This is a genomic window from Pectobacterium carotovorum (genome assembly GCA_016415585.1).
GTDB classification, from domain to species: Bacteria; Pseudomonadota; Gammaproteobacteria; order Enterobacterales; family Enterobacteriaceae; genus Pectobacterium; species Pectobacterium carotovorum_K.
In genome coordinates this window covers 1,127,443-1,153,017 of sequence record CP066552.1, presented here as the reverse complement: position 1 = coordinate 1,153,017, position 25,575 = coordinate 1,127,443, and the positions used below count along the sequence as shown (strand labels likewise).

Annotated in this window: 22 protein-coding genes; 5 read left to right on the top strand and 17 right to left on the bottom strand. The window is 50.1% G+C overall.

Going from position 1 to position 25,575, the window contains the following annotated elements; translation table 11 throughout:
• Positions 1-3: 3 nt before the first annotated feature.
• On the bottom strand, positions 4-1,482 hold the full coding sequence (gene tssC / locus JFY74_05140) for a type VI secretion system contractile sheath large subunit (GenBank protein ID QQG29446.1): 1,479 nt from the start codon (positions 1,480-1,482) through the stop codon (positions 4-6).
• Between the two features lie 22 nt (positions 1,483-1,504).
• Positions 1,505-2,008, bottom strand: coding sequence for a type VI secretion system contractile sheath small subunit (gene tssB, locus JFY74_05135; protein QQG29445.1), 504 nt, complete (start codon positions 2,006-2,008; stop codon positions 1,505-1,507).
• A 1,208-nt stretch (positions 2,009-3,216) separates the two neighbouring features.
• On the opposite strand from tssB, the gene JFY74_05130 reads away from it, so the two are divergent.
• Both JFY74_05130 and JFY74_05125 read left to right on the top strand, forming a co-directional pair.
• A complete protein-coding gene (locus JFY74_05130) occupies positions 3,217-3,696 on the top strand; it encodes an Hcp family type VI secretion system effector (GenBank protein ID QQG29444.1) in 480 nt (159 codons plus the stop codon).
• A 71-nt stretch (positions 3,697-3,767) separates the two neighbouring features.
• Positions 3,768-4,109, top strand: coding sequence for a hypothetical protein (locus JFY74_05125; protein ID QQG29443.1), 342 nt, complete (start codon positions 3,768-3,770; stop codon positions 4,107-4,109).
• A gap of 345 nt (positions 4,110-4,454) precedes the next feature.
• Here JFY74_05125 and JFY74_05120 read toward each other — a convergent pair whose 3' ends face one another.
• The gene (locus JFY74_05120) at positions 4,455-5,249 is read right to left on the bottom strand and encodes a DUF4225 domain-containing protein (GenBank protein QQG29442.1); all 795 of its coding nucleotides are present in this window, start codon (positions 5,247-5,249) and stop codon (positions 4,455-4,457) included.
• Between the two features lie 565 nt (positions 5,250-5,814).
• On the opposite strand from JFY74_05120, the gene mutS reads away from it, so the two are divergent.
• Positions 5,815-8,379 carry a DNA mismatch repair protein MutS gene (mutS, locus tag JFY74_05115; GenBank protein ID QQG29441.1) on the top strand — a complete coding sequence of 855 codons (2,565 nt, stop codon included), beginning with the start codon at positions 5,815-5,817 and terminating at the stop codon, positions 8,377-8,379.
• A gap of 61 nt (positions 8,380-8,440) precedes the next feature.
• Here the strand turns inward: mutS and nlpE are convergent, their stop codons facing one another.
• Positions 8,441-9,136, bottom strand: a complete 696-nt coding sequence (nlpE, locus tag JFY74_05110; GenBank protein ID QQG30451.1) for an envelope stress response activation lipoprotein NlpE — start codon at positions 9,134-9,136, stop codon at positions 8,441-8,443.
• A gap of 73 nt (positions 9,137-9,209) precedes the next feature.
• On the bottom strand, positions 9,210-9,764 hold the full coding sequence (locus JFY74_05105) for a YaeQ family protein (protein QQG29440.1): 555 nt from the start codon (positions 9,762-9,764) through the stop codon (positions 9,210-9,212).
• 240 nt (positions 9,765-10,004) lie between these two features.
• Between JFY74_05105 and JFY74_05100 the strand changes: the two genes are divergently transcribed.
• A complete protein-coding gene (locus JFY74_05100) occupies positions 10,005-10,205 on the top strand; it encodes a YaeP family protein (GenBank protein ID QQG29439.1) in 201 nt (66 codons plus the stop codon).
• Positions 10,192-10,452 carry a Rho-binding antiterminator gene (rof, locus tag JFY74_05095; protein ID QQG29438.1) on the top strand — a complete coding sequence of 87 codons (261 nt, stop codon included), beginning with the start codon at positions 10,192-10,194 and terminating at the stop codon, positions 10,450-10,452. The genes JFY74_05100 and rof overlap by 14 nt, the downstream gene beginning before the upstream one ends.
• A gap of 105 nt (positions 10,453-10,557) precedes the next feature.
• Here the strand turns inward: rof and tilS are convergent, their stop codons facing one another.
• From tilS to rseP, 12 genes are all read right to left on the bottom strand, one after another.
• Positions 10,558-11,898, bottom strand: a complete 1,341-nt coding sequence (gene tilS, locus JFY74_05090; protein ID QQG29437.1) for a tRNA lysidine(34) synthetase TilS — start codon at positions 11,896-11,898, stop codon at positions 10,558-10,560.
• Positions 11,888-12,277, bottom strand: coding sequence for a VOC family protein (locus JFY74_05085; GenBank protein QQG29436.1), 390 nt, complete (start codon positions 12,275-12,277; stop codon positions 11,888-11,890). The genes tilS and JFY74_05085 overlap by 11 nt, the downstream gene beginning before the upstream one ends.
• 126 nt (positions 12,278-12,403) lie before the next feature.
• On the bottom strand, positions 12,404-13,363 hold the full coding sequence (gene accA / locus JFY74_05080; GenBank protein QQG29435.1) for an acetyl-CoA carboxylase carboxyl transferase subunit alpha: 960 nt from the start codon (positions 13,361-13,363) through the stop codon (positions 12,404-12,406).
• A gap of 12 nt (positions 13,364-13,375) precedes the next feature.
• Positions 13,376-16,858, bottom strand: coding sequence for a DNA polymerase III subunit alpha (dnaE, locus tag JFY74_05075; GenBank protein QQG29434.1), 3,483 nt, complete (start codon positions 16,856-16,858; stop codon positions 13,376-13,378).
• Positions 16,859-16,943: 85 nt separating this feature from the next.
• On the bottom strand, positions 16,944-17,540 hold the full coding sequence (rnhB, locus tag JFY74_05070; protein QQG30450.1) for a ribonuclease HII: 597 nt from the start codon (positions 17,538-17,540) through the stop codon (positions 16,944-16,946).
• 20 nt (positions 17,541-17,560) lie between these two features.
• Positions 17,561-18,712 carry a lipid-A-disaccharide synthase gene (gene lpxB / locus JFY74_05065; protein QQG29433.1) on the bottom strand — a complete coding sequence of 384 codons (1,152 nt, stop codon included), beginning with the start codon at positions 18,710-18,712 and terminating at the stop codon, positions 17,561-17,563.
• A 3-nt stretch (positions 18,713-18,715) separates the two neighbouring features.
• The gene (gene lpxA, locus JFY74_05060; protein QQG29432.1) at positions 18,716-19,504 is read right to left on the bottom strand and encodes an acyl-ACP--UDP-N-acetylglucosamine O-acyltransferase; all 789 of its coding nucleotides are present in this window, start codon (positions 19,502-19,504) and stop codon (positions 18,716-18,718) included.
• A 4-nt stretch (positions 19,505-19,508) separates the two neighbouring features.
• Complete coding sequence (fabZ, locus tag JFY74_05055) at positions 19,509-19,982, bottom strand: 3-hydroxyacyl-ACP dehydratase FabZ (GenBank protein QQG29431.1); 474 nt, start codon at positions 19,980-19,982, stop codon at positions 19,509-19,511.
• 84 nt (positions 19,983-20,066) lie between these two features.
• Positions 20,067-21,089: a UDP-3-O-(3-hydroxymyristoyl)glucosamine N-acyltransferase gene (lpxD, locus tag JFY74_05050; protein QQG29430.1), complete on the bottom strand. Its 1,023-nt coding sequence runs from the start codon at positions 21,087-21,089 to the stop codon at positions 20,067-20,069.
• A 3-nt stretch (positions 21,090-21,092) separates the two neighbouring features.
• A complete protein-coding gene (gene skp / locus JFY74_05045) occupies positions 21,093-21,590 on the bottom strand; it encodes a molecular chaperone Skp (GenBank protein QQG29429.1) in 498 nt (165 codons plus the stop codon).
• A gap of 143 nt (positions 21,591-21,733) precedes the next feature.
• The gene (gene bamA / locus JFY74_05040; GenBank protein ID QQG29428.1) at positions 21,734-24,166 is read right to left on the bottom strand and encodes an outer membrane protein assembly factor BamA; all 2,433 of its coding nucleotides are present in this window, start codon (positions 24,164-24,166) and stop codon (positions 21,734-21,736) included.
• A gap of 35 nt (positions 24,167-24,201) precedes the next feature.
• Positions 24,202-25,557 carry a sigma E protease regulator RseP gene (gene rseP / locus JFY74_05035; GenBank protein ID QQG29427.1) on the bottom strand — a complete coding sequence of 452 codons (1,356 nt, stop codon included), beginning with the start codon at positions 25,555-25,557 and terminating at the stop codon, positions 24,202-24,204.
• Positions 25,558-25,575 lie beyond the last annotated feature (18 nt).

Below are 25,575 nucleotides of genomic sequence, written 5' to 3'. Positions count from 1 at the left end.
GTCTTATTCCTTATCCAAACGTCCTACCAGCGACAGCTCAAAATTCGCGCCCATGTACTTGAAGTGCGGGCGCACAGACATGGTGACCTGATACCAACCTGGTTCTCCTTCTACATCCAGCACTTTGATTTGTGCGGCACGTAGAGGACGACGGCTACGAACATCTGCCGGCGGGTTTTCCTGATCGGCGATGTACTGTTTAATCCAGGTATTCAACTCACGCTCAAGATCCTGACGCTCTTTCCATGAGCCAATCTGTTCACGCTGCAGCACTTTGATGTAGTGCGCCAGACGGTTGATGATGAACATGTACGGCAGTTGCGTACCCAGCTTGTAGTTGGTTTCCGCTTCTTTGCCTTCTTTGGTGTTTGGGAACACCTTCGGCTTCTGCACCGAGTTAGCCGAGAAGAAGGCCGCATTGTCGCTGTCTTTACGCATCGTCAGCGTGATAAAGCCTTCTTCGGCCATTTCATATTCGCGACGATCGGTGATCAGGACCTCAGTCGGGATCTTGGCCTGAAGTTGGCCCATGGCTTCATAAACATGCACGGGCAGGTCGGTAATCGCACCACCACTCTGCGGACCAATGATGTTCGGACACCAGCGATATTTCGCAAAGCTGTCCGTCAGCGCCGTTCCCATCAGATAGGCGGTATTGCCCCACAGATAGTGTTCGTGATTGGTGCTGATATCTTCCTTGTAGTTGAAGCCCTTAATCGGGTTCTCTACCGGGTCATAAGGCAGGCGAGCCAAGAAGCGCGGTGCCGTCAGCCCCAGATAGCGACCATCTTCGGACTCACGCAGTGAACGCCATTTCGTGTAAGCCGGGCCTTCGAAAACGGACTTCAGATCTTTGATAGAAGGCAGATCGGTGAAGCGATCCACGCCAAAGAAGGTCGGAGCAACGGAAGAGATGAACGGCGCATGCGCCATCGCGCCAACAGCGCTGACATACTGCATCAGCTTGATATCTGGTGAGCTTTGCGTCAGCGCATAGTCACCAATTACGCCACCGATAGGCTGGCCGCCGAACTGGCCGTAACCGCTGGAATATACGTGCTTATAGAAGCCAGACTGTGAGATTTCAGGGGCGAATTCGAAATCCTCCAACAGCTCTTCTTTCGTCGCATGCAACACCAACAGTTTGATGTTTTCACGGAAATCAGTGCGATCAACTAGAAGTTTCATAGAACGCCAGGAAGATTCCAGTTCCTGTAATTCTTTAGCATGCAGAATAACGTCAATCTGCTTGCTGAGCTTTTTGTCCAGTTCGACGATCATGCTATCGACCAGCGCTTTGTTCACGGGTTCTGCTGCGTTACCGCTATCAAGAATGTTAGCGACCAGCGCGGCAATACCCTGTTTAGCCACGCTGTAGCCTTCATCAACTGGGCTGATACGCGCTTGAGCCATGATGTCATCAAGCAGCGACCCAGAAGCGCTGGCAGCGCCTGCCTGAACCTGTTCTTCAATTATTGACATATTTATTTCCCTATTTCGTCAATTATTCGGCGGGTTTTACCAGATCGAGCTCTTTCAAAAGCTGCTCTCTGGCTTCTTCGCTGGACAACAGATCCTGCAAACGATTACGGAATGAGGGAATATTGCCGAGGGGGCCTTTCAGCGCGACCAATGCCTCACGTAAATCAAGCAGCTTACGCAGTTCAGGCACTTGCTGGGCGATGCGGTCAGGGGAGAAATCATTCAGACCACCGATACTCAATTTCACTGGCAGATCGTCCTGACTTTCTTCTTCAAGGCGATTGGGTACACTGAAATTCAGTTCCAGATTTGCTTCTTTCATCACGGAGGTAAAATTGTTTTTATCGATCGATACCGTCTGACGCTCTTCGATCGGCGTTTCCTCTGTGCGCCCTTTCATATTTCCCACGATCATCAGCGTCAACGGCAATTCTATTTCCGCCTGCTGACCACCAGTGGCCGGAACATATTTGATATTAATACGTTCCTTTGGTGCGACAGATGCACCATCAGTTCCTTTTGCCATGTGTCTATACCAACGTAAGGGCACTCGGGCCCGGAGAAGTAAAGCCGATTCCTACCAAAACTCCACCATAATCAATAAGAACGGCAGCGATTCGGCAAACAAATAGCACATTTGTTTTTCGACCAGCGAGATGAAATAAATTAAAATCGAATTAAAAAGCCATAATAAAACCGCAATAAAACAGTAATGTTACGATTTATATCGGTGTAAAAGAGTCACACCAAGAAGGAAGTTAAATACATTCACATTTTGAGTTTGGATCATACACACAACACAAACGCATGGTCAATGCTTATATAGCAGAGCAAGTAAACAAAACCACTAAAACAAAAAATACAATAAAAACAAAATCATAAATTAAAACCAAGTAAAAATAACCATAAGAAAACAGAATAAATCAGTGAGTTTCAATTAACGGAAAAGAAATATGTTTTGTGCCTTTTAATTTCGTTAATAACGAAATACTTAATACGCTAACAGAAATAAAAATCTATATTTACCTTGTTCATTTTAATTTAATAAGGAAATTTAATCTCTATTTTTTACTTTTGACAGAACAAATACCTATATCACTTAAAGAAACTATTTATTTGTTAAGGTATAAATATTAGATAATTTAGCAATCATTTATTTTTTAATTAAAATTTTCAGTTTTTTATACTACAAAATATAGCATAATAAGAATTGTTATCTAAATTATACAATTTATAATTATTTCATAACAAAAATTATCAACAATGGCAGTGAAATGAGCTTTTCAACGACGATTTCTGGTCAAAGAAATGGCCATTTTAGGCAGGAAAATATTCAGGCTACATGTGAGCGTAACAAAGGGGGGAGTGCCTTTATTATTTGATATTTGATGTACAACCAGACCTGTTGAAGTACGTACATGGCCTACGTTAATATTCATTTTCCCTAGGTTTTGTTAAACGGCATGACCCTCGGGCCTTCATTGATAAATGCATGTTCTACTAATCGGATGCACCACCTTTTTTGGTTTTCCGCTGGTCTACATTTTTCTTCGCACCAGAATCCATCTCACACAAATAATAACAGCATAAACTATATTAAATATAATTATTCGAATGATGAACATACTATAATAGCAGCTATTGATTCACTGACTAAAAAATGCAGAAATTACCCTTCCCATAAGGAAAAAGGATTTATGGGGCAGGATTATGGACAACATTAAGGAGTGAATAATGGCAAATTTGATCTATCTGAAACTCACCGGCATCAAACAAGGTCTAATCTCTGCGGGCTGTTCAAGTGCAGACTCGATTGGTAACAAGTATCAGATCGCTCATGAAGATGAGATTTTTGTTTATGAGTTAATGAATAGAATAACTCGACAGGATAATGTTGCTCTCAATCCCGTAGAAATAAGAAAGCCGATAGATAAAGCCACCCCACTTATTGCCCAGGCATTAGGCGATAACGAAAAACTAACCTGTGAATTTCTGTTTTACAGGACATCACAATCCGGTGGCAACGAACTCTATTTTAAAATGGTGCTGAGAGATGCGGTTATCAATGACATTCAGTTTTTCTATCCTAACTCATTGACACATAATGAAACCCAGCCACAGGAAAGTATTTCGTTCAAATTTGCATCAATCGAATGGGAGCATGTGGTAGCAAGAACCAGTTCTTTCCTCTTATGGACTGATTCGACTTACTAATACATAATTGATGGGCGATAGTGTTAAAATGTCTCTACGCCCTATCAAACACAATAAAATCGGGATAAAAAATGAATGATCAGGAAATGGAAAAAGAACTTTTAGAGAATGGTTTCTCTCAGAAAGATATTAACTTCATGAGAAAAATAATCTCTCGTGGTGAGGATAGTGAAGAGACACTACAAAATCTGACTCATACATTACGAGCACGGTTCTATAATGGATGCTTTTTGTTTATTGTTATAATTTCTGCATTTACCATTAATTTTATTTTTAATACACCGGTTGATTCAGTTGAATTCTTTGTTTATTTTTTTGTCATGATGCTTTCTCTTTTTTTAGTTTATCACATAGGGCCAATGAAGTTGGCGTATAAATCATATAGACTAATAAAGGCGAAGAAATATGAATGACCAAGAGATAGAAAAAGAGCTCTTAGAAAATGGTTTCACTCAGGGGGATGTTAATTTCATGAGGAAAATAATCTCTCGTGGTGAAAATAGTGAAGAGACATTATTGATGTTAACACACACGTTAAAAAGCAGATTTCACACTGGATGTTTTTTATGTATCGTTCTAATCACTATACTTATAACAACCCTGATTATAAAATATGACATTATTGTCATCTCGGTATATTTTTCATTCACACTTATTTTTGTTTTTCTCGTCTATTATATTACCCCAATGAAATTAGCATATAAATCCTACTCCTACCTAAAGAGAAAGGGTAAAATGGGCTAATCCAGCCCATAAAATTAAAAAGAATCATCTTTGTATATATCAGACATTATACGTATCTTATTTCCAGCCCCGACCATCTTCAACATCAACGATGCTCTACTCATCGTATTTATTTTTCTATAATAATCGCTGGGAATATATCGAAAAAGCCGCCAAGCATCAGGTTTCAGCGTTAATTTAACAATACCATAGAATGAGGTAACAAGATCGACTGAATGGTAAGCCAGCAAACCTGATTTTTTATCGAACCCCAAAAATTCTGCTGTACGTATATAGCCAGACTTCATAAATCCTACTGAATCCTCACGCCCAGTAAGATGGAAAATATTCTCACTAAGTGAACTTGCTCCATTTAGAGCAATATGTGCCCCAATAAATCGACCTAAATAACCAGTCGCAGCATAAGCTATTCCCACTCCAGAAAAAATCTGGGCACCACCAACAATCACACCGATTGCATTTATTGTATAACCAATTTCCTTCTCTCTTTTCTCCACGTTGATGGTAATAAATACCTTGGCTTTTTCAAGAGAAAACATTGTTCCCTGTTTTTCAATATTAGCACATTCTTCCTTTATGTTATTAATCGCAACCTGACATTCTGATGAACTACTGGCATTTCTAACAATGTCCAGATTCCCATTAGAAAAACGCCGAATTTCATCCTCAAATTTTGCTTTAAGAAAAAGATCGTTAATATGGCGGGATGATACAATTCTGGCCGTTTTCATTAGATCAAACGCGGCGGCCTGAGCCATAGCCAAAAAATATTGATTATTAACGCTATTTCTATTTAGGTAGTTGTCCATATTTCGCATCCTTGACGTTAAAGAACATTGATAACCATTAATACCATTCCCTTGGTTATCTGTTCTGCTAATCAGCTAACTTTCAGCCCTTCGGCTCAATCCGTTGCTTTCTCAATTCCTGACAAGCCAGTTGTTCGAACCCATTGCCGAGACTAACACCTTATTTTGCTACTCCAATCTTACCCTATGGTTGACAGCGGCATTAAGCAGAAATATCGCCCATTATAAGTTCAATAACATTGATTGTTCCCCGATTTTACTTAATCCTCATCTTATTGACCCTATACCTTTTCCAGGCAAACTTGCGAGCCGCCTCGCGCGTTCGAGCAATAGTGGAAAAATCGGATACGCATCCCTGTCTCAGTCTGGTAACGTCGCCATGACGTCAAATCGCAGCCATCAATGGTAAGATAGCGCATTCGCGGGTGATGTTTTTCATCTGCCAGCCAGTATACTTCTGGCATTCCATTTCAATGCTCAGGTGACGCGCCATCAGTAAGGTTTGCCATCAAACCCAGTGCCATCACCTGAACGAACAAAAGCGTTAAGACTGAGTAAAATCAATATGAAAGATTCTACCGACAAGGATTTCATTGCCCACACACCAATGATGCAGCAGTACTTTAGGTTAAAGGCTGAACATCCGGAAATCCTGCTGTTTTACCGCATGGGCGATTTTTACGAGCTGTTCTATGACGATGCCAAGCGGGCTTCCCAACTGCTGGATATTTCGCTGACGAAGCGCGGTGCCTCCGCTGGTGAACCGATACCGATGGCTGGCGTTCCTCACCATGCCGTTGAAAACTACCTTGCCAGATTGGTGCAAATGGGTGAATCCGTCGCTATCTGCGAACAGATTGGCGATCCAGCCACCAGCAAAGGTCCGGTAGAACGCAAAGTTGTACGTATCGTCACGCCAGGAACCATCAGCGACGAAGCGCTATTGCAGGAAAAGCAGGATAACCTGCTGGCAGCGATCTGGCAGGACGGACGGGGATTCGGTTATGCCACTCTGGACATCAGTTCTGGGCGCTTTCGTGTCAGTGAACCCGCCGATCGTGAAACCATGGCGGCCGAACTGCAGCGCACTAACCCAGCGGAATTACTCTACCCCGAATCCTTTGAGTCCATGGATTTGATAGAAACTCGTCATGGGCTTCGCCGCCGTCCGCTGTGGGAATTTGAACCTGATACGGCACGCCAGCAGCTCAATCTGCAATTTGGTACCCGCGATTTGACCGGCTTTGGCGTAGAGCAGGCGAAGCTTGCGCTACGGGCAGCCGGATGCCTGCTGCAATACGCGAAAGACACCCAGCGCACCTCGCTGCCGCATATTCGCGGCATTACGATGGAACGCCAGCAAGACGGCATCATCATGGATGCAGCCACCCGCCGTAACCTTGAACTAACGCAGAATCTGTCCGGCGGGGTGGAAAATACGCTGGCCGCTGTGCTGGACTGCACTGTGACGGCAATGGGCAGCCGAATGCTGAAGCGCTGGATTCATATGCCCAGCCGCGATATTGAGGCGCTCAAACAGCGCCAGCAGGCTATCAGCGCGTTGCAGGACATTACGCCCGATCTACAGCCCTCTCTGCGACAGGTCGGCGATCTGGAGCGTATTCTGGCGCGGCTCGCGTTGCGCACGGCACGCCCACGCGATCTGGCACGTATGCGCCATGCGTTCCAGCAGTTTCCCGATATTCGTGAACAACTTGCGCCGCTGGATACCGATTCCGTGCGTCGTCTGGTCAGCCTGATTGGGCAATTTGATGAGCTACGTGATTTATTGGAACGCGCGGTTGTCGAAGCACCGCCCGTGCTGGTACGTGACGGCGGTGTTATCGCACCGGGCTACCATGCAGAGCTGGATGAATGGCGCGCGCTGGCTGACGGTGCCAGCGATTATCTGGATCGTCTGGAAATTCGTGAACGTGAAAAGCTGGGGCTTGATACGCTGAAAGTCGGCTTCAACGGCGTGCACGGTTATTACATTCAGGTCAGCCGTGGTCAAAGCCATCTGGTGCCGATTCATTATGTGCGCCGCCAGACGCTAAAAAATGCCGAACGCTATATCATTCCCGAGCTAAAAGAGTACGAGGACAAGGTCCTGACCTCGAAGGGCAAAGCGCTGGCGCTGGAAAAAGCGCTCTACGATGAGCTCTTCGATCTGCTGCTGCCTCATCTAGCCGAGCTTCAGCAAAGTGCAGCCGCGTTGGCCGAACTGGATGTTCTGACGAATCTGGCCGAACGCGCCGATACGCTGAATTACGTCTGCCCGACGCTGAGTGATCAGCCTGGCATCAAAATCACAGGCGGTCGTCACCCTGTCGTCGAACAGGTGCTTCGTGAACCGTTTATCTCTAACCCTCTGTCACTGGCGCCACAGCGTCGCATGCTGATTATCACCGGCCCCAATATGGGTGGTAAAAGTACTTATATGCGTCAGGCCGCACTGATTGTGCTGATGGCGCATATCGGCTGCTTTGTGCCTGCGGATCAGGCTGTCATTGGCCCCGTCGACCGTATTTTCACTCGTGTGGGTGCCGCAGACGATCTGGCCTCTGGCCGCTCTACCTTCATGGTAGAAATGACGGAAACGGCGAATATCCTGCACAACGCCACGGAAAACAGTCTGGTACTGATGGACGAAATCGGCCGCGGAACCTCAACCTACGACGGCCTGTCGCTGGCATGGGCCTGCGCCGAGAATCTGGCGAACCGCATCAAAGCGATGACGCTGTTTGCAACGCACTACTTTGAACTGACTACCCTGCCAGAAAAAATGGAAGGGGTGGTGAATGTCCATTTAGATGCACGCGAACACGGCGATACCATCGCCTTCATGCACAGCGTACAAGATGGCGCAGCCAGCAAAAGTTATGGCCTTGCCGTCGCCGCACTAGCTGGTGTCCCGAAAGAAGTGATTAAGCGCGCACGCCAGAAACTGAAAGAGCTGGAAACGTTATCGAATAATGCGTCATCCAGTCATATTGACGGCGCGCAGCTGGCGCTGCTGAGCAATGATGAGCCGTCACCGGCGATTGAAGCGCTGGAAGCCATCGATCCTGATGCACTCACGCCACGTCAGGCACTGGACTGGCTGTATCAGCTAAAGAAAATGCTCTAACGTGTAATGATAGATACAAAAAAGGCACTGAAAATCAGTGCCTTTTCTTTTTAACGCTGTATCAATCTATCTGCGTATCGCAGTTTGCCCGCGCGTTCATACGTGCTTTATCGCTGCTGTTAGGGACCACCGCTTTCACCATCTGCCCTTCTTCCATTGATGGAATCACGGCAAAATGCGCGGTAAAGGAAACCAGTACCGGTTCACCTCCCGACGCCGTAGTACGAAGATACAGTCTTTCAAGCACGGCATTACTCGCTACCACAAACGTTTTCCCTGTCGCGCAGTCAGAGAAGGTCGCAGCATCCGCCAGATAGCGGTACATGCCTTTCATCGACATCGGCGTATCCGGCAATGCCTGCTCGGTTGCCGTCAGTTGGCGAGGGAGAGAAGAATTGATGGGCAAGCCTTGTTGATCCAGCATTTCAAGGGAGTTATCAACCGGGCGGAAGTAACGTTTTTCGCCCGCGCTATCTGTCAGCACCAGCTTGTCTGCGGTACGCCGCCATTGTCCATAGGAAGCAAACGTGTTGTCGCCCTCTCGCGTCGTTTGATACTGTTCACGCAGAACAAAAGTCCCGTCTTTTTCCAAAAACAGTGACGTATCAATCCCTCCGCAATCCGCACAGGGTAAAACGCCACGATAACTTTGCGCCATTGGTTTAAGGGGTTCTTCCTGAACTTGTGAACGGGTATGACACCCAATCAACCCAGAAACCCCTGCAATCAACAGCACACCGATAGCCAGTTTTTTCATCATTATTTTCCTGCCGTCTCTGCCCTGTTTTTATCGTTCTTACTCAACGATCTGGAATATATCCAATCCGTTATCATCCCTGAGTCTGAGGAATTTTCCACTCAGAAAATGCTATTTCCAGACTATTCTTATCGTCAGACAACCAGATCGTGCCTTCCTGTATCGTTGCCTGCAATGCCATGGTGCGTTGAACCAGTCCGGCAAGCTGAGCCAGCTGATTATCATCCAAAAAGCGGATAGCCAGGTTCTTGTACCCAGAAACCTTGCCCGATATTGCGCTCCACCAAACCTGTGCCGCACGCTCGCTATAGGCATACAACACGACGGAACGCGACTGATTGCAGGCTTTCTTGAGCCGTTTTTCATCCGGCAGACCTAGCTCAATCCACAGTTCCAGCTCCATCGTATCGTTACGTCGCCAGATTTCCGGCTCGTCATCTGCGCTGAGTCCTTTGGTAAAGCGCAGGTTTTCATCAGCATGGCAGATCCACGCTAAAAGCCGCAGCATCATACGCTGCTCAGTTTCAGACGGATGCTGCGCTATCGTCAGGTTCACGTCGTGAAAAAAATTCCGATCCATATCGGCAATATTGATTGCTGCTTTGTAAACCGTTGCTTTTAATGCCATCAGTGACCTCGTATTTATTCCCTCCTAGTTTACTTGAGTTAGCGCCATCCTCACAGTAAAGGTGATATCTGCCACGTAACCGATAGATTAGGCCTCTAAGGACTACTGATATCCTGTTAGTGCCTATGCTATAGTCGGTTTGATAAATAGAGTTTATCTTCGTAGGCTTACAACATCGCGCACCACAGCTAGTGATGATGCATGAATATCTACCGAGCTAAGCTTTCAAGGGAGGATATAGTGCAAGAATACTGTGAATTAGTACGTCGCTTATACGCAGAGATCGCCAGTGGCGATCTGGGCTATATACCCGATTCGCTGGGTTGTGTTTTGAAAACCCTGGATGGCATTGCCGCGAATGATGCGTTGCCATCCTCCGTCAGGGAACAGGCCGCTTTTGCCGCCGCTAACTTATTGGTGAGTGATTATGTCAATGAGTAATGAATATCAACCCATCAACTGTGATGATTACGATAGCCTGGAAGCCACTTGTCAGCAGAATTTGACGCTGACGCTGGAACTACGCAATGGTGAAGTTGTGACCGGTAAAGCCAATGATATGATCTCACGTAAGCAGGTCGAATATCTGGTGATTGAAGCCTCAGGCACAACGCGCGAGCTGCGTCTCGACCATATCGTCAGTTTCAGTCATCCTGAAATCGGGAAGGTCGTCGTCAGCGAATCCTGACAGACTTCTCCTTTCATTCAGCGGCAAACGCTGAACAAATGCTTCCAAAACGGACAACGCAGGTTGTCCGTTTTTATTTTGGGCCTGCCAACTTCAGCTTTTCCCTCAGTCTTTCTTTTCCCAAATCATGTGCCATATCGGCTGGTTCTCTTTCGCCTGCCCTTCTCGCGTGACAAATCGCCCCACCGCCGCAATCAGTTGCTCGTTGTAAAACACCAGCGGTGTACGGTCACGCCACCAGGGCGGAACATTCAGTTCCTGCCAGAGCTTTTTGATTTGCCGTCCGTGGGCTCTGCCAACAATATGCACGGTTCCACTGGTCGAAAAGCGAATACTCACCGACTCACCGTTTTCCGGTGCACGAATCGCCACACCGCTATCGGCCAGCGACAGCGTGCCCAGATTATCAGGTAGCGACAACGGGCATGACGGCGATTGCCACGGGATAATGCGGTCTTTGAGTGACGGCATCAGCGGCAGCAGATAGAGATACTGACGAAAACGGCGGACCTGCATCTGATTCAGTTGCAATACCGGCTCCGCATCCTGACGGCTTGTCGCAACCTCATCCCAGAGCCGTTGTAGCTGTTCACGCGCAGGCATCGTTGATCCTTGCTGCGCCAGCCAGCGCCGCAGTAGCGCAAAACGACGCACCGGGCTCAGCGGTATCAGACCGTCAATGCTCAACGCACCATCCGGCTGACATAGCGCCTGCAATGATTCCTCCAGCAGCTCATCGAGCAGTTGTTCCTGTTCGGCACAAAGCTGGGCGCTACGTGCCACAGCAGAGGGGAAATGCGGCCAGCGCTGCGTCAATCGCGGTAAGATCTGGCGACGTAGAAAATTACGGTCGAAACGCTCGTCCTGATTACTGTCATCTTCGATCCAGCCAAGCTGCTGCCGCTGTGCGTACGCTTCCAATTGGAGGCGAGAAATACCTAACAGCGGGCGCACAAGACGATGATGACCCAGCATACTTTGAGCCGCCATCGCAGATAACCCGGCAGGCCCGCTGCCGCGTTTAAGCGCCAGTAAAAAGGTTTCGCTTTGGTCATCCAGATGTTGCGCCGTCAGCAAGGCTTCGCCCTCTTGCAGATGCGCTTGCAAAGCCTGATAACGCGCCGTTCGGGCAGCGGCTTCGATACCGCCGTTCTGCGCCTCAACCTTCACCAGCAGCGAGGCAAACGGCACCTGCCAGCGTTCACACTGCCGACAACAATGTTCAGCCCAGCTATCGGCCAGCGGATTTAAACCATGATGAATATAAGCCGCACGAATGGGTAGCCCAGAACGCTGACGCAGGACCACCAGCAAATGCAAGAGCACGCTAGAGTCCAGACCGCCGCTGTAGGCCAGCAGGATCGACTCGCATCCGGCCGTTTGCGTCACGATCGTCTGGAGTAATCCATCATCAGGTTCGGTGCAATCCACGGTATCAGATCTCATACAGTTCTAAAGGCAAGCCGTCAGGATCGGAGAAAAAGGTGAAGCGCTGTTGCGTTTCAGGATCGATCCGTACGGGTTCACAGATAACGCCAGCCTGTTCCAGCGAGGCGACAGCTTGTTCAATGTCAGCCACCGCAAAAGCCAGATGGCGTAGTCCACAGGCTTCCGGACGGCTCACGCGCGCAGGTGGATGGGGGAAAGAAAAGAGCTCAATGGTATAGCGCCCATTCAGCGAGAGATCTCCTTTCCACGACTGCCGCGCTTCACGGTAAACCTCGTTATTCAACGTAAACCCCAGCACATCACAGTAAAACGCCTTGCTGCGTTCATAGTCAGAGGCAATAACCGCAATGTGATGGACATCGAGCAGCTTCAGCATGCTTCAAACCCTCATAGCAAAAAATCCGCTGTCATTTCTGACAACGGATTTTCAGAGTAACGCCAGAATCACCTGATTGATAATACATCAATCAGACAATCACCTTATCAGCAATAGCCACTGTACTTAACAGTAACCATAATTCATCAAACGCTGATAACGGCGGTTCAACAGCTCTTCTTCTGTCAGGCCGTCGAGGTCGAGCAGGTCGGCCAGCAGCTGTGCTTTCAGAGACTCTGCCATCGCTGGAACGTTACGGTGCGCCGAACCCAACGGCTCAGGGATCACGGTATCGATCAGTTTCAGCTCTTTCAGGCGCGGCGCAATGATGCCCATAGCTTCCGCCGCCAGCGGCGCTTTATCTGCACTCTTCCACAGGATAGACGCACAGCCTTCCGGTGAAATAACCGAGTAGGTGCTGTACTGCAGCATGTTGACCTTGTCACCCACGCCGATAGCCAACGCACCACCGGAACCACCCTCGCCGATAACGGTACAGATGATTGGCACACGCAGCGTCGACATTTCACGCAGGTTGCGCGCGATAGCCTCAGACTGACCGCGTTCTTCTGCGCCAACGCCCGGATAAGCGCCCGGCGTGTCGATGAAGGTGATGATCGGCATCTTGAAGCGATCGGCCATTTCCATCAGGCGCAGCGCTTTGCGATAGCCTTCCGGTGCAGGCATGCCGAAATTACGGCGAATCTTTTCTTTGGTTTCACGTCCTTTCTGATGACCAATGATCATCACCGGACGCCCATCCAAACGGGCAATCCCGCCGACAATGGCTTTATCATCGGCATAGGCACGATCGCCAGCCAGTTCATCAAAGTCGGTAAAGATGTGCTTAATGTAATCAAGCGTATAAGGACGTTGCGGATGGCGCGCTAATTGCGCAACCTGCCAGGCACCCAAATCGGCGAAGATTTTGCGCGTCAATTCAACGCTTTTCTCACGCAGGCGCTGGACTTCTTCGTCCAGATTAATATCTAATTTTTCGTCTTGACGGCTGACTGAGGTCAGCGAGTCAATTTTCGCTTCCAACTCTGCAATCGGCTGCTCAAAATCAAGAAAATTCAGACTCATAGTATTCCTATATTAGTCAAATTCCAGTTCCACCTGCTCATTACCCACTAATGCACGCAGCTCGTTCAGTAGCGCATCGGCAGGCGTTACACGCCATGCTGCGCCGAAACGTAGTCGGGCGCGCGCATCTTCACGCTGGTAATAGAGATGCACTGGGATCGTCCCCGATCGATGGGGTTCCAACGATTGACGGAGACGGTTTAATAGCTGGTCATCAATTTGCCTGTCAGTCAGCGAGATAGCAAGCCCACGCGCGTATTTTTCCCGCGCTTCACTGATATCCATTAACTCTCGGACGGTCATTTTAAGCCCGCCGCTGAAGTCATCAAAGCTGACCTGTCCACTGGCGATAAGGATACGGTCTTTCTCAAGTAAATGCTGATATTTTTCCAATGCATCGGTAAACAACATTATCTCAAGCCGACCAGAACGATCATCCAATGTACAGATACCAATACGGTTGCCCCGTTTGGTGACCATGACGCGAGCCGCTAACACCAGCCCAACGGCAGTGGTCATTTTGCCCCGATCCGTCGGATGCATATCTTTCAAACGCACGCCACCGGCATAGCGTTCAATTTCCTTAATATATTGCGTGATCGGGTGACCGGTCAGGTACAGCCCCAACGTCTCCCGCTCACCATCCAACACCACCTGCTCCGGCCACGGCGGCATGGTGCTGTAGGATTGCTCAACCTGCTCAGGCGCATCGGCCAGCACACCGAACATATCAACCTGACCGATGGCTTCCGCTTTAGCATGCTGGTCGGCAGCCTTCAGCGCATCAGGCAATGAATTCATCAGCGCGGCACGATGCGGCCCCAAACGGTCGAATGCCCCAGACATAATCAGCTTTTCCAGCACGCGGCGGTTCAGTTTCTTAATGTCGGTGCGCGCACAGAGATCAAACAGCTCTCTAAAATAGCCGCCCTGATTACGCGCTTCGATAATCGCCTCAATCGGGCCTTCACCGACGCCTTTAATCGCACCGATGCCGTAAACGATCTCACCCTCGTCGTTAACGTGGAAATGATACAGCCCGCTGTTAATGTCTGGAGGCAGAATTTTTAACCCCATCCGCCAGCATTCATCAACCAACCCTACAACTTTATCCGTGTTGTCCATATCGGCTGTCATCACCGCCGCCATGAATTCTGCCGGATAGTGCGCTTTCAGCCACAGCGTTTGGTAAGACACTAGCGCATAAGCAGCAGAGTGAGATTTATTAAAGCCGTAACCGGCGAATTTTTCCACCAGGTCGAAAATCTTAACCGCTAGTTCACCGTTCACACCGCGAGATTTGGCACCGTCTTCAAAACCACCACGCTGCTTCGCCATCTCGACCGGGTTCTTTTTCCCCATCGCACGACGCAGCATGTCCGCGCCGCCCAGCGTATAGCCCGCCAGAACCTGTGCGATCTGCATGACCTGTTCCTGATACAGGATAATGCCGTAGGTCGGCTCCAGCACAGGCTTGAGTGACTCGTGCTGCCATTCGATATCAGGATACGAGATCGCTTCACGACCATGCTTACGGTCAATAAAGTTATCTACCATGCCGGATTGCAGCGGGCCGGGGCGGAACAGCGCCACCAGTGCGATCATATCTTCAAAACAGTCGGGCTTAAGGCGTTTGATCAAGTCTTTCATGCCGCGCGATTCAAGCTGGAATACCGCGGTGGTTTCCGAGCGTTGCAGCATGTCGAAGCTTTTCTTATCTTCGAGCGGAATCGCCGCAATATCAATCGGCTCCAGCCCTTGCTTAGCGCGACGGGCGTTAATCATCCCCAGCGCCCAGTCGATGATGGTCAGCGTACGCAGGCCGAGGAAGTCGAACTTCACCAGTCCGGCATATTCCACGTCGTTCTTATCAAACTGGGTAACCGGGTGGTTCCCTTCCGCATCGCAATACAGCGGCGCGAAATCGGTAATCTTGGTGGGGGATATCACCACCCCGCCCGCATGTTTACCAGCGTTACGCGTTACCCCTTCGAGCTTGCGCGCCATATCGATGAGGGCCTTAACTTCCTCATCGGCTTCATAAATTTCCGGCAATTGCGGTTCGGCGGCAAACGCTTTTTCCAGCGTCATACCCGGATCGGGCGGCACCAGTTTTGAAATGCGATCGACAAAGCCATAAGGGTGCCCGAGCACGCGCCCGACGTCACGAATCACCGCTTTCGCCGCCATCGTACCGAAGGTGATAATCTGCGATACCGCATCACGCCCATACATTTCCGCGACGTGATCGATGACCTTGTCGCGTTTTTCCATACAGAAATCGACGTCGAAGTCAGGCATGGAGACACGTTCAGGGTTAAGGAAGCGTTCGAACAGCAGGTCGAATTCCAGCGGATCCAGATCGGTGATTTTCAGCGCGTAGGCCACTAACGAGCCCGCACCGGAACCACGTCCCGGCCCAACAGGCACATCGTTATCCTTCGACCACTGGATAAATTCCATTACGATCAGGAAGTAACCGGGGAACCCCATCTGGTTGATAACGCCCAGCTCAATATCCAGACGCTCATCATATTCAGGCCGACGCGCAGCGCGCACTTCCGGATCGGGGAACAGGAATTCGAGACGCTCCTCCAGCCCCTTTTTCGAGCACTGAACCAGAAAATCTTCCGTACTCATGTCGCCCGTCGGGAACTGCGGCAGGAAATATTCGCCCAGACGAATCGTTACGTTACAGCGCTTGGCAATCTCAACGCTGTTCGCCAGCGCTTCGGGGATATCCGCAAAGAGCTCGCACATTTCCTCTTCGGAACGCATGTACTGCTGCGGGCTGTAATTACGTGGACGTTTGGGGTCATCAAGCGTGTAGCCGTCGTGAATCGCTACGCGGATTTCGTGAGCGTCAAAATCATCGGTGCTGATAAAACACACTTCATTGGTCGCCACCACGGGTATCCCGTGCTTCGTCGCCAGCTCGACGGCCGCGTGCAAATAGCTTTCTTCATCGGGGCGGGACGTGCGGATCAGTTCCAGATAGTAACGCTGGGGGAAGTGTTCCTGATAGAAGGCCAGACACTGTTCGGCCTGCGTCTGGTTACCGCGCAGCAAAAATCGACCGACATCACCACGGCGACCGCCAGACAGTAAAATCAGCCCTTCCTGATGCTCAATCAGCCAATCCCGGTCAATCGTCGGCCCGGCAGGGCCATAACCGCGTTGATAAGCATGGGAAATCAGCAGCGTGAGATTCTGGTAGCCAGCATTATTCATTGCCAGGACGGTAAGATGCGCGAGCTCATCACCCAATTCGTCACTTTCGACACAGAAATCTGCGCCGATAATGGGCTTGATTCCTGCGCCATGCGCGCCGCCATAGAATTTAACCAGCCCACACAGGTTGGTAAAATCGGTAATCGCCAGCGCTGGCATGCCGAGTGCCGCCGCTTTTTTTACCAGCGGACCGACTTTGGCCAGCCCATCGATCATGGAATAGTCACTATGAACACGCAGGTGAACAAAACGTGGTTCGGCCATCTCCAGATCCCAGAATTTATCGATTAGTCAGCATGGCAACGACACGCTTACGTGCGCACGCCATACCGAGAGTTAATGATGATGTTTACGCCAGACCTAAAGCACGTTTGACTGGCGCGAAGCTCCGACGGTGAAACTCAGTGGCACCCAGTGCGGCCAGTTTCTCCAGATGAAAAGCCGTTGGATAACCTTTGTGTTGGGCAAAACCATAAGCGGGGAAGCGTTGATCCAATTCGACCATCTCACGATCGCGAGTCACTTTCGCCATAATCGAGGCCGCGCTGATTTCTGCCACACGGCTATCCCCTTTAACAACCGCCTGAGCGGACATCGGCAATGCCGGGCAACGGTTGCCGTCAATGAGAACAAAATCAGGCACGATAGCCAATCCAGCCACCGCACGCTGCATTGCCAGCATCGTAGCATGCAGGATATTCAGTTGATCAATCTCTTCCGGTTCCGCACGGCCAAGGCTCCACGCCAGCGCCTTCTCTTTGATTTCATCATAGAGCGACAGCCGACGTTTTTCACTCAGCTGTTTGGAATCCGCCAACCCGACAATTGGCCTGGTTGGATCAAGAATCACCGCAGCCGTTACGACCGCGCCAACCAGAGGGCCACGGCCCACTTCATCAACGCCAGCGATACAGGTCGCCTGCGGATAGATAAATATTTCACTCATGGTTTTATTGGATGGTTTTACTAACATGGCTTTACTAATTCCAGTACCGCCTGAGCCGCCTGCTCATCGGCGTTACAGCGAATCTGCTGATGCAAATCCACAAACGTCGTGCGTAGCTCAGCCATTTCTTCCGTATCGGCAAACAGCGGCAGTAGCGCAGCAGCCAGCTTATCCGGCGTACAATCGGTCTGTAGCAATTCCGTCACCAGCTCTCGCCCAGCCAGCAAATTCGGCAGCGAAACCCACGGCGTTTTGACCAAGCGCTGTGCCAGCCAGAAGGTAAAAGGCTTCATGCGATAACCGACAACCATCGGGCATTTCGCCAGCATGCACTCCAGCGCCGCCGTACCGGATGCCAATAGTGCCGCATCACTGGCAATCATGGCTTCACGCGCCTGCCCATCCAGCAGATGCACGCGCAGATCGGGCGCCACGCTACTTTTTATCCGCTCAAATTGTTCACGCCGCTTGCTGTTGACCAGCGGAACCACGATTTCCAGATCGGGAAAATGCTGGCGCAGTAGCACAGCCGTATTGAGAAAATCTGCGCTAAGCATTTCAACTTCTGCACCGCGACTTCCCGGCAGCAGAGCCAGACAATGCACATCAGGCGCAATACCCAACGTCGCACGTGCAGCCAGCTTATCGGGATGCAGCGGCATCGCATCAGCCATCGTATGGCCGATAAAGCGACAAGGGACATTGAAACGATCGTAAAACGCTTTTTCAAAAGGCAAAAAAGCCAGCACCAGATTGGTCGCTTTACCTATTTTGAAAACGCGTTTTTGCCGCCATGCCCATACGGACGGGCTGACGTAGTGAATAGTATTGATACCGCGCTGCTTGAGGTTCCCCTCTAGCGTGATATTGAAATCAGGTGCATCAATGCCCACGAAGACATCAGGTTGAAGTTCGCTAAAGCGCTGGGTTAAATCCCGCCGAATTTTCAATAGGCGAGGAAGCCGTTCAAGCACTTCCACAATACCCATGACAGCCAGCTCTTCCATCTCGTACCAGGCTTCACAGCCTTCGGCCTGCATACGCGGCCCGGCAACACCGACAAACCGCGCATCGGGCACCTTTTCTTTTAGCGCCCGGATCAGGCCTGCGCCAAGGATGTCGCCGGAAGTTTCCCCGGCGACCAGCCCAATAGTCAAAGGACGTGATGACATGGATTAACGAATGATGCCGCGAGTAGAACGGGCAAAGAAATCGGTAAACGCCTGCACCGCCGGGTATTCAGCCGCCAGCGCTTCAATTTCCGGTTTCACTTCGTCCAGCGTTTTACCGCTGCGGTAGAGAAGCTTGTACGCGTTACGGATCGCGTGCAGGGTTTCTTTTTCGAATCCACGACGCTTCAGGCCTTCAATATTCAGGCCAAACGGCGTGGCGTGGTTACCCTGAGCGATAACATAAGGCGGTACATCTTGCGCCACACCGGAGCATCCACCAACCATGACGTGAGCACCGATGATGCAGAACTGGTGTACAGCCGTCATCCCACCAATAATCGCAAAATCATCGACGGAAACGTGGCCGCCCAGCGTCGCGTTATTCGCCAGAATACAACGGCTACCCACTACGCAGTCATGTGCGATATGCGTGTTGATCATCAACAGGTTATCGCTACCGACTTTAGTCAACCCGCCGCCCTGTGTCGTGCCGCGGTGAATCGTGACGCTTTCACGGATGCGGTTACGATCGCCAATCTCAACGCGGGTCGGTTCCCCAGCATATTTGAGATCCTGATTCACTTCACCAATTGACGTGAACTGATAGATTTCGTTGTCGCGACCAATTTTAGTGACGCCATTGACGACGACATGTGATTTCAGCACCGTCCCCTCACCGATCTCAACCTGAGAACCGATATAGCAGAAAGGGCCAATATGAACGCCAGCACCAATAATGGCACCGTCTTCAACAATCGAACTAGGGTGAATAAAGGCGGTTTGATCAATCACGTTATCAGGACTCCCGACGGCGAGCACACATCATTGACGCTTCACAGGCCACTTCGCCATCAACTTTGGCAACACCTTTAAAGCGCGCAACGCCGCGACGCTCTTTGATGAATTCAACTTCAAGGATCATTTGATCGCCTGGCTGTACCGGGCGCTTAAAGCGCGCTTCGTCAACAGCGGCGAAATAATACAGCTCACCCGGTTCCAGTTTACCTACGCTTTTAAACGCAAGAATACCGGTAGCCTGAGCCATGGCTTCCAGAATCAACACGCCGGGAAAAATCGGTTTACCCGGGAAATGCCCCTGAAAGAAGGGTTCGTTGAAAGAGACGTTTTTCACCGCCCGCAGAAACTTCCCTTCTTCAAAATCCAGTACCCGATCAACCAGCAAAAACGGGAAACGGTGCGGTAATAATTCTAAAATCTCTTCAATATTCAGAGTATGAGTGTCAGTAGTCAAAATACTCTTCCTGTCCATAAAAAACTGATGCCATCAACAACACGGCCTGCGCAGACCCTAAATTAGGTGTCTTCAGGCAGGCCGCAAATAAAACGCGAGTGATTAAACGTTATCGACTTTTCGTTCAACGGCTTTCAACCGTTTGCTTATCTCATCAATATTCATCACCAGCGCTGCAGTTTTGCGCCACACTTTGTTGGGTTGCAAAGGAATGCCCGAAGAGTATACCCCAGGTTCTGTGATTGGTCGCATGACCATCCCCATTCCCGTTACCGTCACTTTATCGCAGATCTCCATGTGCCCGTTAATCACGCTGGCACCACCGATCATGCAATAACGACCAATTTTCAAGCTCCCCGCCATAATGACGCCACCCGCGACCGCGGTATTGTCGCCAATCACGACGTTGTGCGCAATCTGACATTGGTTATCAATGATAACACCATTGCCAATGACCGTATCATCCAACGCACCACGATCGATGGTTGTGCTCGCGCCAATCTCAACCCGATCGCCAATTCTGACCGTCCCCAACTGCGGGATCTTCACCCAGTTGCCGCGATCGTTGGCATAGCCAAAGCCGTCAGAACCGATCACCGTTCCCGACTGGATCAGGCAATGCTCACCCAGCTCAACGCGGTGATAAATCGTCACATTTGCCCATAAGCGAGTACCGGCACCAATGCGGGCATCTTTGCCGATAAAGCAGCCGGGGCCAATGACAACACCATCACCCAGCTGTGCACCAGATTCGATGACGGCATTTGCGCCAACGGACACGTTCTGGCCCAGCGTCGCGCCTGGCGAAATAACCGCACTCGGCGCAATATCGGTTGCTGGCTGCGGCGTCGTATCCAGCAGTTGCGCCATACGCGCATAGGTAAGATAGGGATTCTTCACTACCAGCGCCGCAACCTGACAGTAAGGTAAATCCGCTTCCGTCAGCACGACCACTGACGCTTGCGTCCCGGCCAGTTGCTCACGGTAACGACTGTCGGAAAGAAACGTAATTTGCCCAGTTTTTGCTGAATGCATAGAAGCAACACCGGTGATGACGATATCGCCATCACCGTGTAATTGTGCATCCAACTGTTGAGCTAACGCGTCCAGTCGAATTGAATACATGTATTATTTAACCTGTTTCAGCACATCGGCAGTAATGTCTTTAGCATTGGCGACATACGCAACGGCGTTAGCGTCAATCACAACATCATAACCTTCTTTGGTTGCAACGGCTTTCACCGCATCCTGAATACGGCTCAGGATTTTGTTACGTTCTTCAGTCTGACGGCGACGGTTGTCCTGCTCAAAAGCCTGCGCTTTAGTAGAGAACTGCTCGCGCTGCGCCATGACGTCTTTTTCCATTTTGCTGCGATCGCTCGCTTTCATGGTAGAGCCATCACGCTGCAGCTTCTGCATCTTGGTCTGTAAATCGTTTTCCATCGATTGCAGTTCAGAAGCACGGCCTTTGAATTCGTTTTCCAGCTGTTTGCCAACGGTTTCGCGCTGCGGCAGCTGTTGGAAAATGCTGGAGACGTTAACAACGGCAATTTTGTCAGCAGCCTGAACGCTGGCTGAAGCAGCCAATGCTAAACCGAGGCCTGCGGCACATAACCACTTTTTCACTATAAACTCCTCAACCTAACCTAATTTGTGTCTTAACACTTTAATTATGAGCATCGCGTCATGACATGAACGGTTTATGTTCAACCATTCATGTCCATGAACAACAATGCGACATTCCCTGCATACGACCTATTGACGTCACACTACCAAGTTTTGCCAATGTTAAACTGGAATTGTTCCGACTTGTCTCCATCGTACTTTTTAACCGGCTGGGCATAGGAGAAGACCAATGGCCCAAGCGGAGACATCCATTGTAACGCGATACCGCTGGAAACACGGAAGTTGCTCGCCTTGCTGTAATCCGGTACGCCTGCGTCAATCGTTTCCTGTGTATTTTTCCAGTTGGTATCCCATACCGTACCGCCATCCACAAAGAAGGAAGTACGTACGGAGCTCGCGTATTTATCACTAATGAACGGCGTCGGCACGATCAGTTCCGCACTCAGCACGGCCATCGCGTTACCGCCCACGGCATCGTCCAGATTGGTTTTATCAATCGGACAACCAGAATACGACGTTGCACCCACAGCACAGTTGTAATACGCCGCTTTAGGACCAATCGTATTCGACTGGAAGCCACGCACCGTGCTCGACCCACCGGCATAGAAGTTGTCGTAGAACGGCACTTCTTTACTCCCGATGCCATCGGCAAAACCTGCACGCGTACGGCCCATTACCACCCATTTACCGCTGTCGGTTAACGGATAGTAACTCGCCGAATCAAACGTCAGTTTGTAGTATTCGTTATCCGAACCCGGCACGGCGATCTTGGCATTCGCAGACGCACGCGTTCCTTTGGTTGGGAAGTAACCACGGTCCAGATTGTTATACGACCATCCAGTATTCAGGAAGAAATCGTTCGCTTTGAAATCTGCACTAGATTTATTGTTAGTACCAGCAACAACCTCTGGATTGACCCCCACGGAATCCAGATAACGCCACATCGCTACCTGCGGTCTCATATCCGACAGATCGTTATGTACATAATCCAGACCGACACGCAGTGAGTTATTCTCGTTAATCGGGAAGCCCAAGGTGCTGCCAACGCCATAGCTCACGTTGGTGTAGTCAGACAGATCGGCGTCAGACGCCTCAAACTTGTTATAGAAGACACGACCACCGAGGCTAACACCATCAACGGTAAAGTACGGGTCGGTCAGTGACAGTTCGACATACGTCTGGTAGTCATTTTTAGTCCCGCTGATGCCAACGGAGTTACCCGTTCCCAGCCAGTTGTCCTGCTGGACCCCAGCCTGGAAGCTCACGCCGCTTTCTGTACCGAAACCGACACCAAAGTTGAATGTACCCGTATTACGCTCTTTGACTTTATACGTTACATCAACCTGATCGGCCACGCCGGGAACGCGCTGCGTTTCTACATCAACGCTTTCAAAGTATCCCAGTCGGTTTAAACGCTCTTTGCCCTGCTCAACCAGATCGTTGCCTAACCAGGCACCTTCCATCTGACGCATTTCACGGCGCAGAACGGAGTCTTTAGACGTGTCGTTACCGTCAAAGCGGATATGACGCACATAGAAACGGTTACCGGCATCAACGTTGATGTTTAATTTCACCGTCTTGTCTGCGTCATTGATTTCCGGCTGAGTGACCACGCGTGGATAGGCATAACCATAACGACCCAGCAGTTTTTTGATGTCCTCTTCCATCCGGGTCACTTTCGTCCCGTTGTAGAGTTCACCCGGCTCAATCTTCGTTAATCCTTCGATTTCCGCAGAGTGACCAGCCAGATTACCTTTCACCGCTACGCCAGACAGCTTGTACTGCTCGCCTTCCGTCATATTGATGGTGATATAGATACCTTTTTTATCCGGCGTCAAGCTCACCTGCGTGGAATCGATGTTGAAACGCGCATAGCCGCGATCCAGATAGAAACTCCGTAGGGTTTCCAAGTCACCAGACAGTTTTTGTTTCTGGTATTTACGATCGCCCACCACGTTCCACCACGGCACTTCATCACGCAGTTGGAAACGGGAGATCAATTCGTCGGAGCTGAACGCTTTGTTACCGACAATATTAATCTGTTGGATCTTGGCGGAAACGCCTTCTGTGAAGACCAGTTTCAGGTCTACGCGGTTACGCGGCAGTGGCGTGACGACGGCTTTAACCGACGCACTGTACTTACCCACGCTGTAGTAGAAATCTTCCAGCCCTTTTTCGATGTTGGTGAGCGCAGTGCGGTCTAACGCTTCACCGACGCGCACGCCGGAGGCCTCCAGGTTTTCTTTCAGCATGTCGTCTTTGACTGACTTATTGCCAGAAAACGTGACGCTGGCGATGGTTGGACGTTCTTTCACCTGCACAATCAACGTTTCGCCATCGCGCAGGACACGAACATCTTCAAAATTTCCGGTCGCAAACAAGGCACGGATGGTGTTACCGATATCATCGTCACCGATGGTATCACCAACGCGGACAGGCATACTGAGTAATGCCGCCCCGACAGCAACCCTTTGCAGGCCCTCAAAATGAATATCCTTCACTACGAACCCGTCTGCACCGTATACGGTTGCGCTGCTAAACAGCAGCGACGCTATGAGCAACTTTTTGATCGCCATCGTTGTTATGCGTTTTTCCTAACCTAATCCCGCGCCTAGAGACGAGAGAAATCATTGAAAAGTGCGAGTCCCATTAACAACATCAGCAACACTGTACCAATGCGATAGCTAACGTCCTGCACACGCTCAGAAACCGGCCTGCCTTTCAATTTTTCAACCGCAAGAAAGAGCAGGTGTCCACCATCCAATACCGGCAGAGGGAATAGATTGATAATCCCCAAATTGACACTGATTAAGGCCAAAAACATGAGGTAATAAATCAATCCATAATCTGCTGACATTCCTGCGCCCTGAGCAATCGAAATGGGACCGCTCAGGTTGTTCAGCTTAACATCACCCATAACCAGTTTCCCTAACATACTGACGGTCAATTTCATCAGTTGCCAGGTTTTATCTGTTGCTTGGTAGATCGCGCTGAACGGCCCATACTGGCGCACAGTCCTGTATTCTTCAGGCAGTGGCGTCACGCTTGGCATTACGCCTGCCAGCCCTTCAACTCTGCCACTTCCCACAGATTTGCTGTCTGGCGTTAACATCAACGGCACCGTTGAGCCGTTGCGCTCCACCTCCAGAGCAATAGATTGCCCGGGGTTATCACGCACAGCGATGACAAAATCACGCCATTGCGCTAGCGCCTGCCCGTCGACTTTAACGATCCTATCTCCGACTTGCAAACCTGCTTTTTCCGCCGCCGAATCGGCTTGTACCTGATGCAATACCGGCTCGATTTGCGGACCACGCGGGATAATCCCGAGCGAAGCAGCAGGATCTTGCTTATCAGGCTCAAACTGCCACTCGCGCAAATCCAGCGTTTTCTGGACGACACGGTCGGAGCCTAAAGGTGCAGTTCCGATCACGACATCGCTATCGCCGATTTTACCGATCAGCGCCAGACGCGCGGTATCCCAATCAGGCGTTTCGATACCATCAACGGACTTTAGTTCCGTTCCCACCGACATTTCCGCCTGCGCCGCGATGGAGTTGGGCAGTATTTCACCCACGACTGGACGCACACCCGGTACGCCAATAATAAACACCAGCCAGTACGCCACAATCGCAAACAGAAAATTGGCAATCGGCCCAGCGCTGACAATAGCCGCACGTTGCCAAACCGTTTTACTGTTAAATGACTGGTGACGGAATTCTGGCGCGACCGTATCGACACGCTCATCCAGCATCTTCACGTAGCCGCCAAGTGGGATCAGCGCAATCACGAATTCTGTACCGGTACGATCGCGACGCCGCCATAGCGCACGTCCGAAACCGACTGAGAAGCGTTCGACCTTCACACCACAGCGGCGCGCTACCCAGAAATGTCCAAATTCATGGACAGTGACCAGCACACCCAGTGCGATGATAAACGCGGCAAGATTCCAGAGAAAACTCAGCATAAATAGCTCTACCGCTTT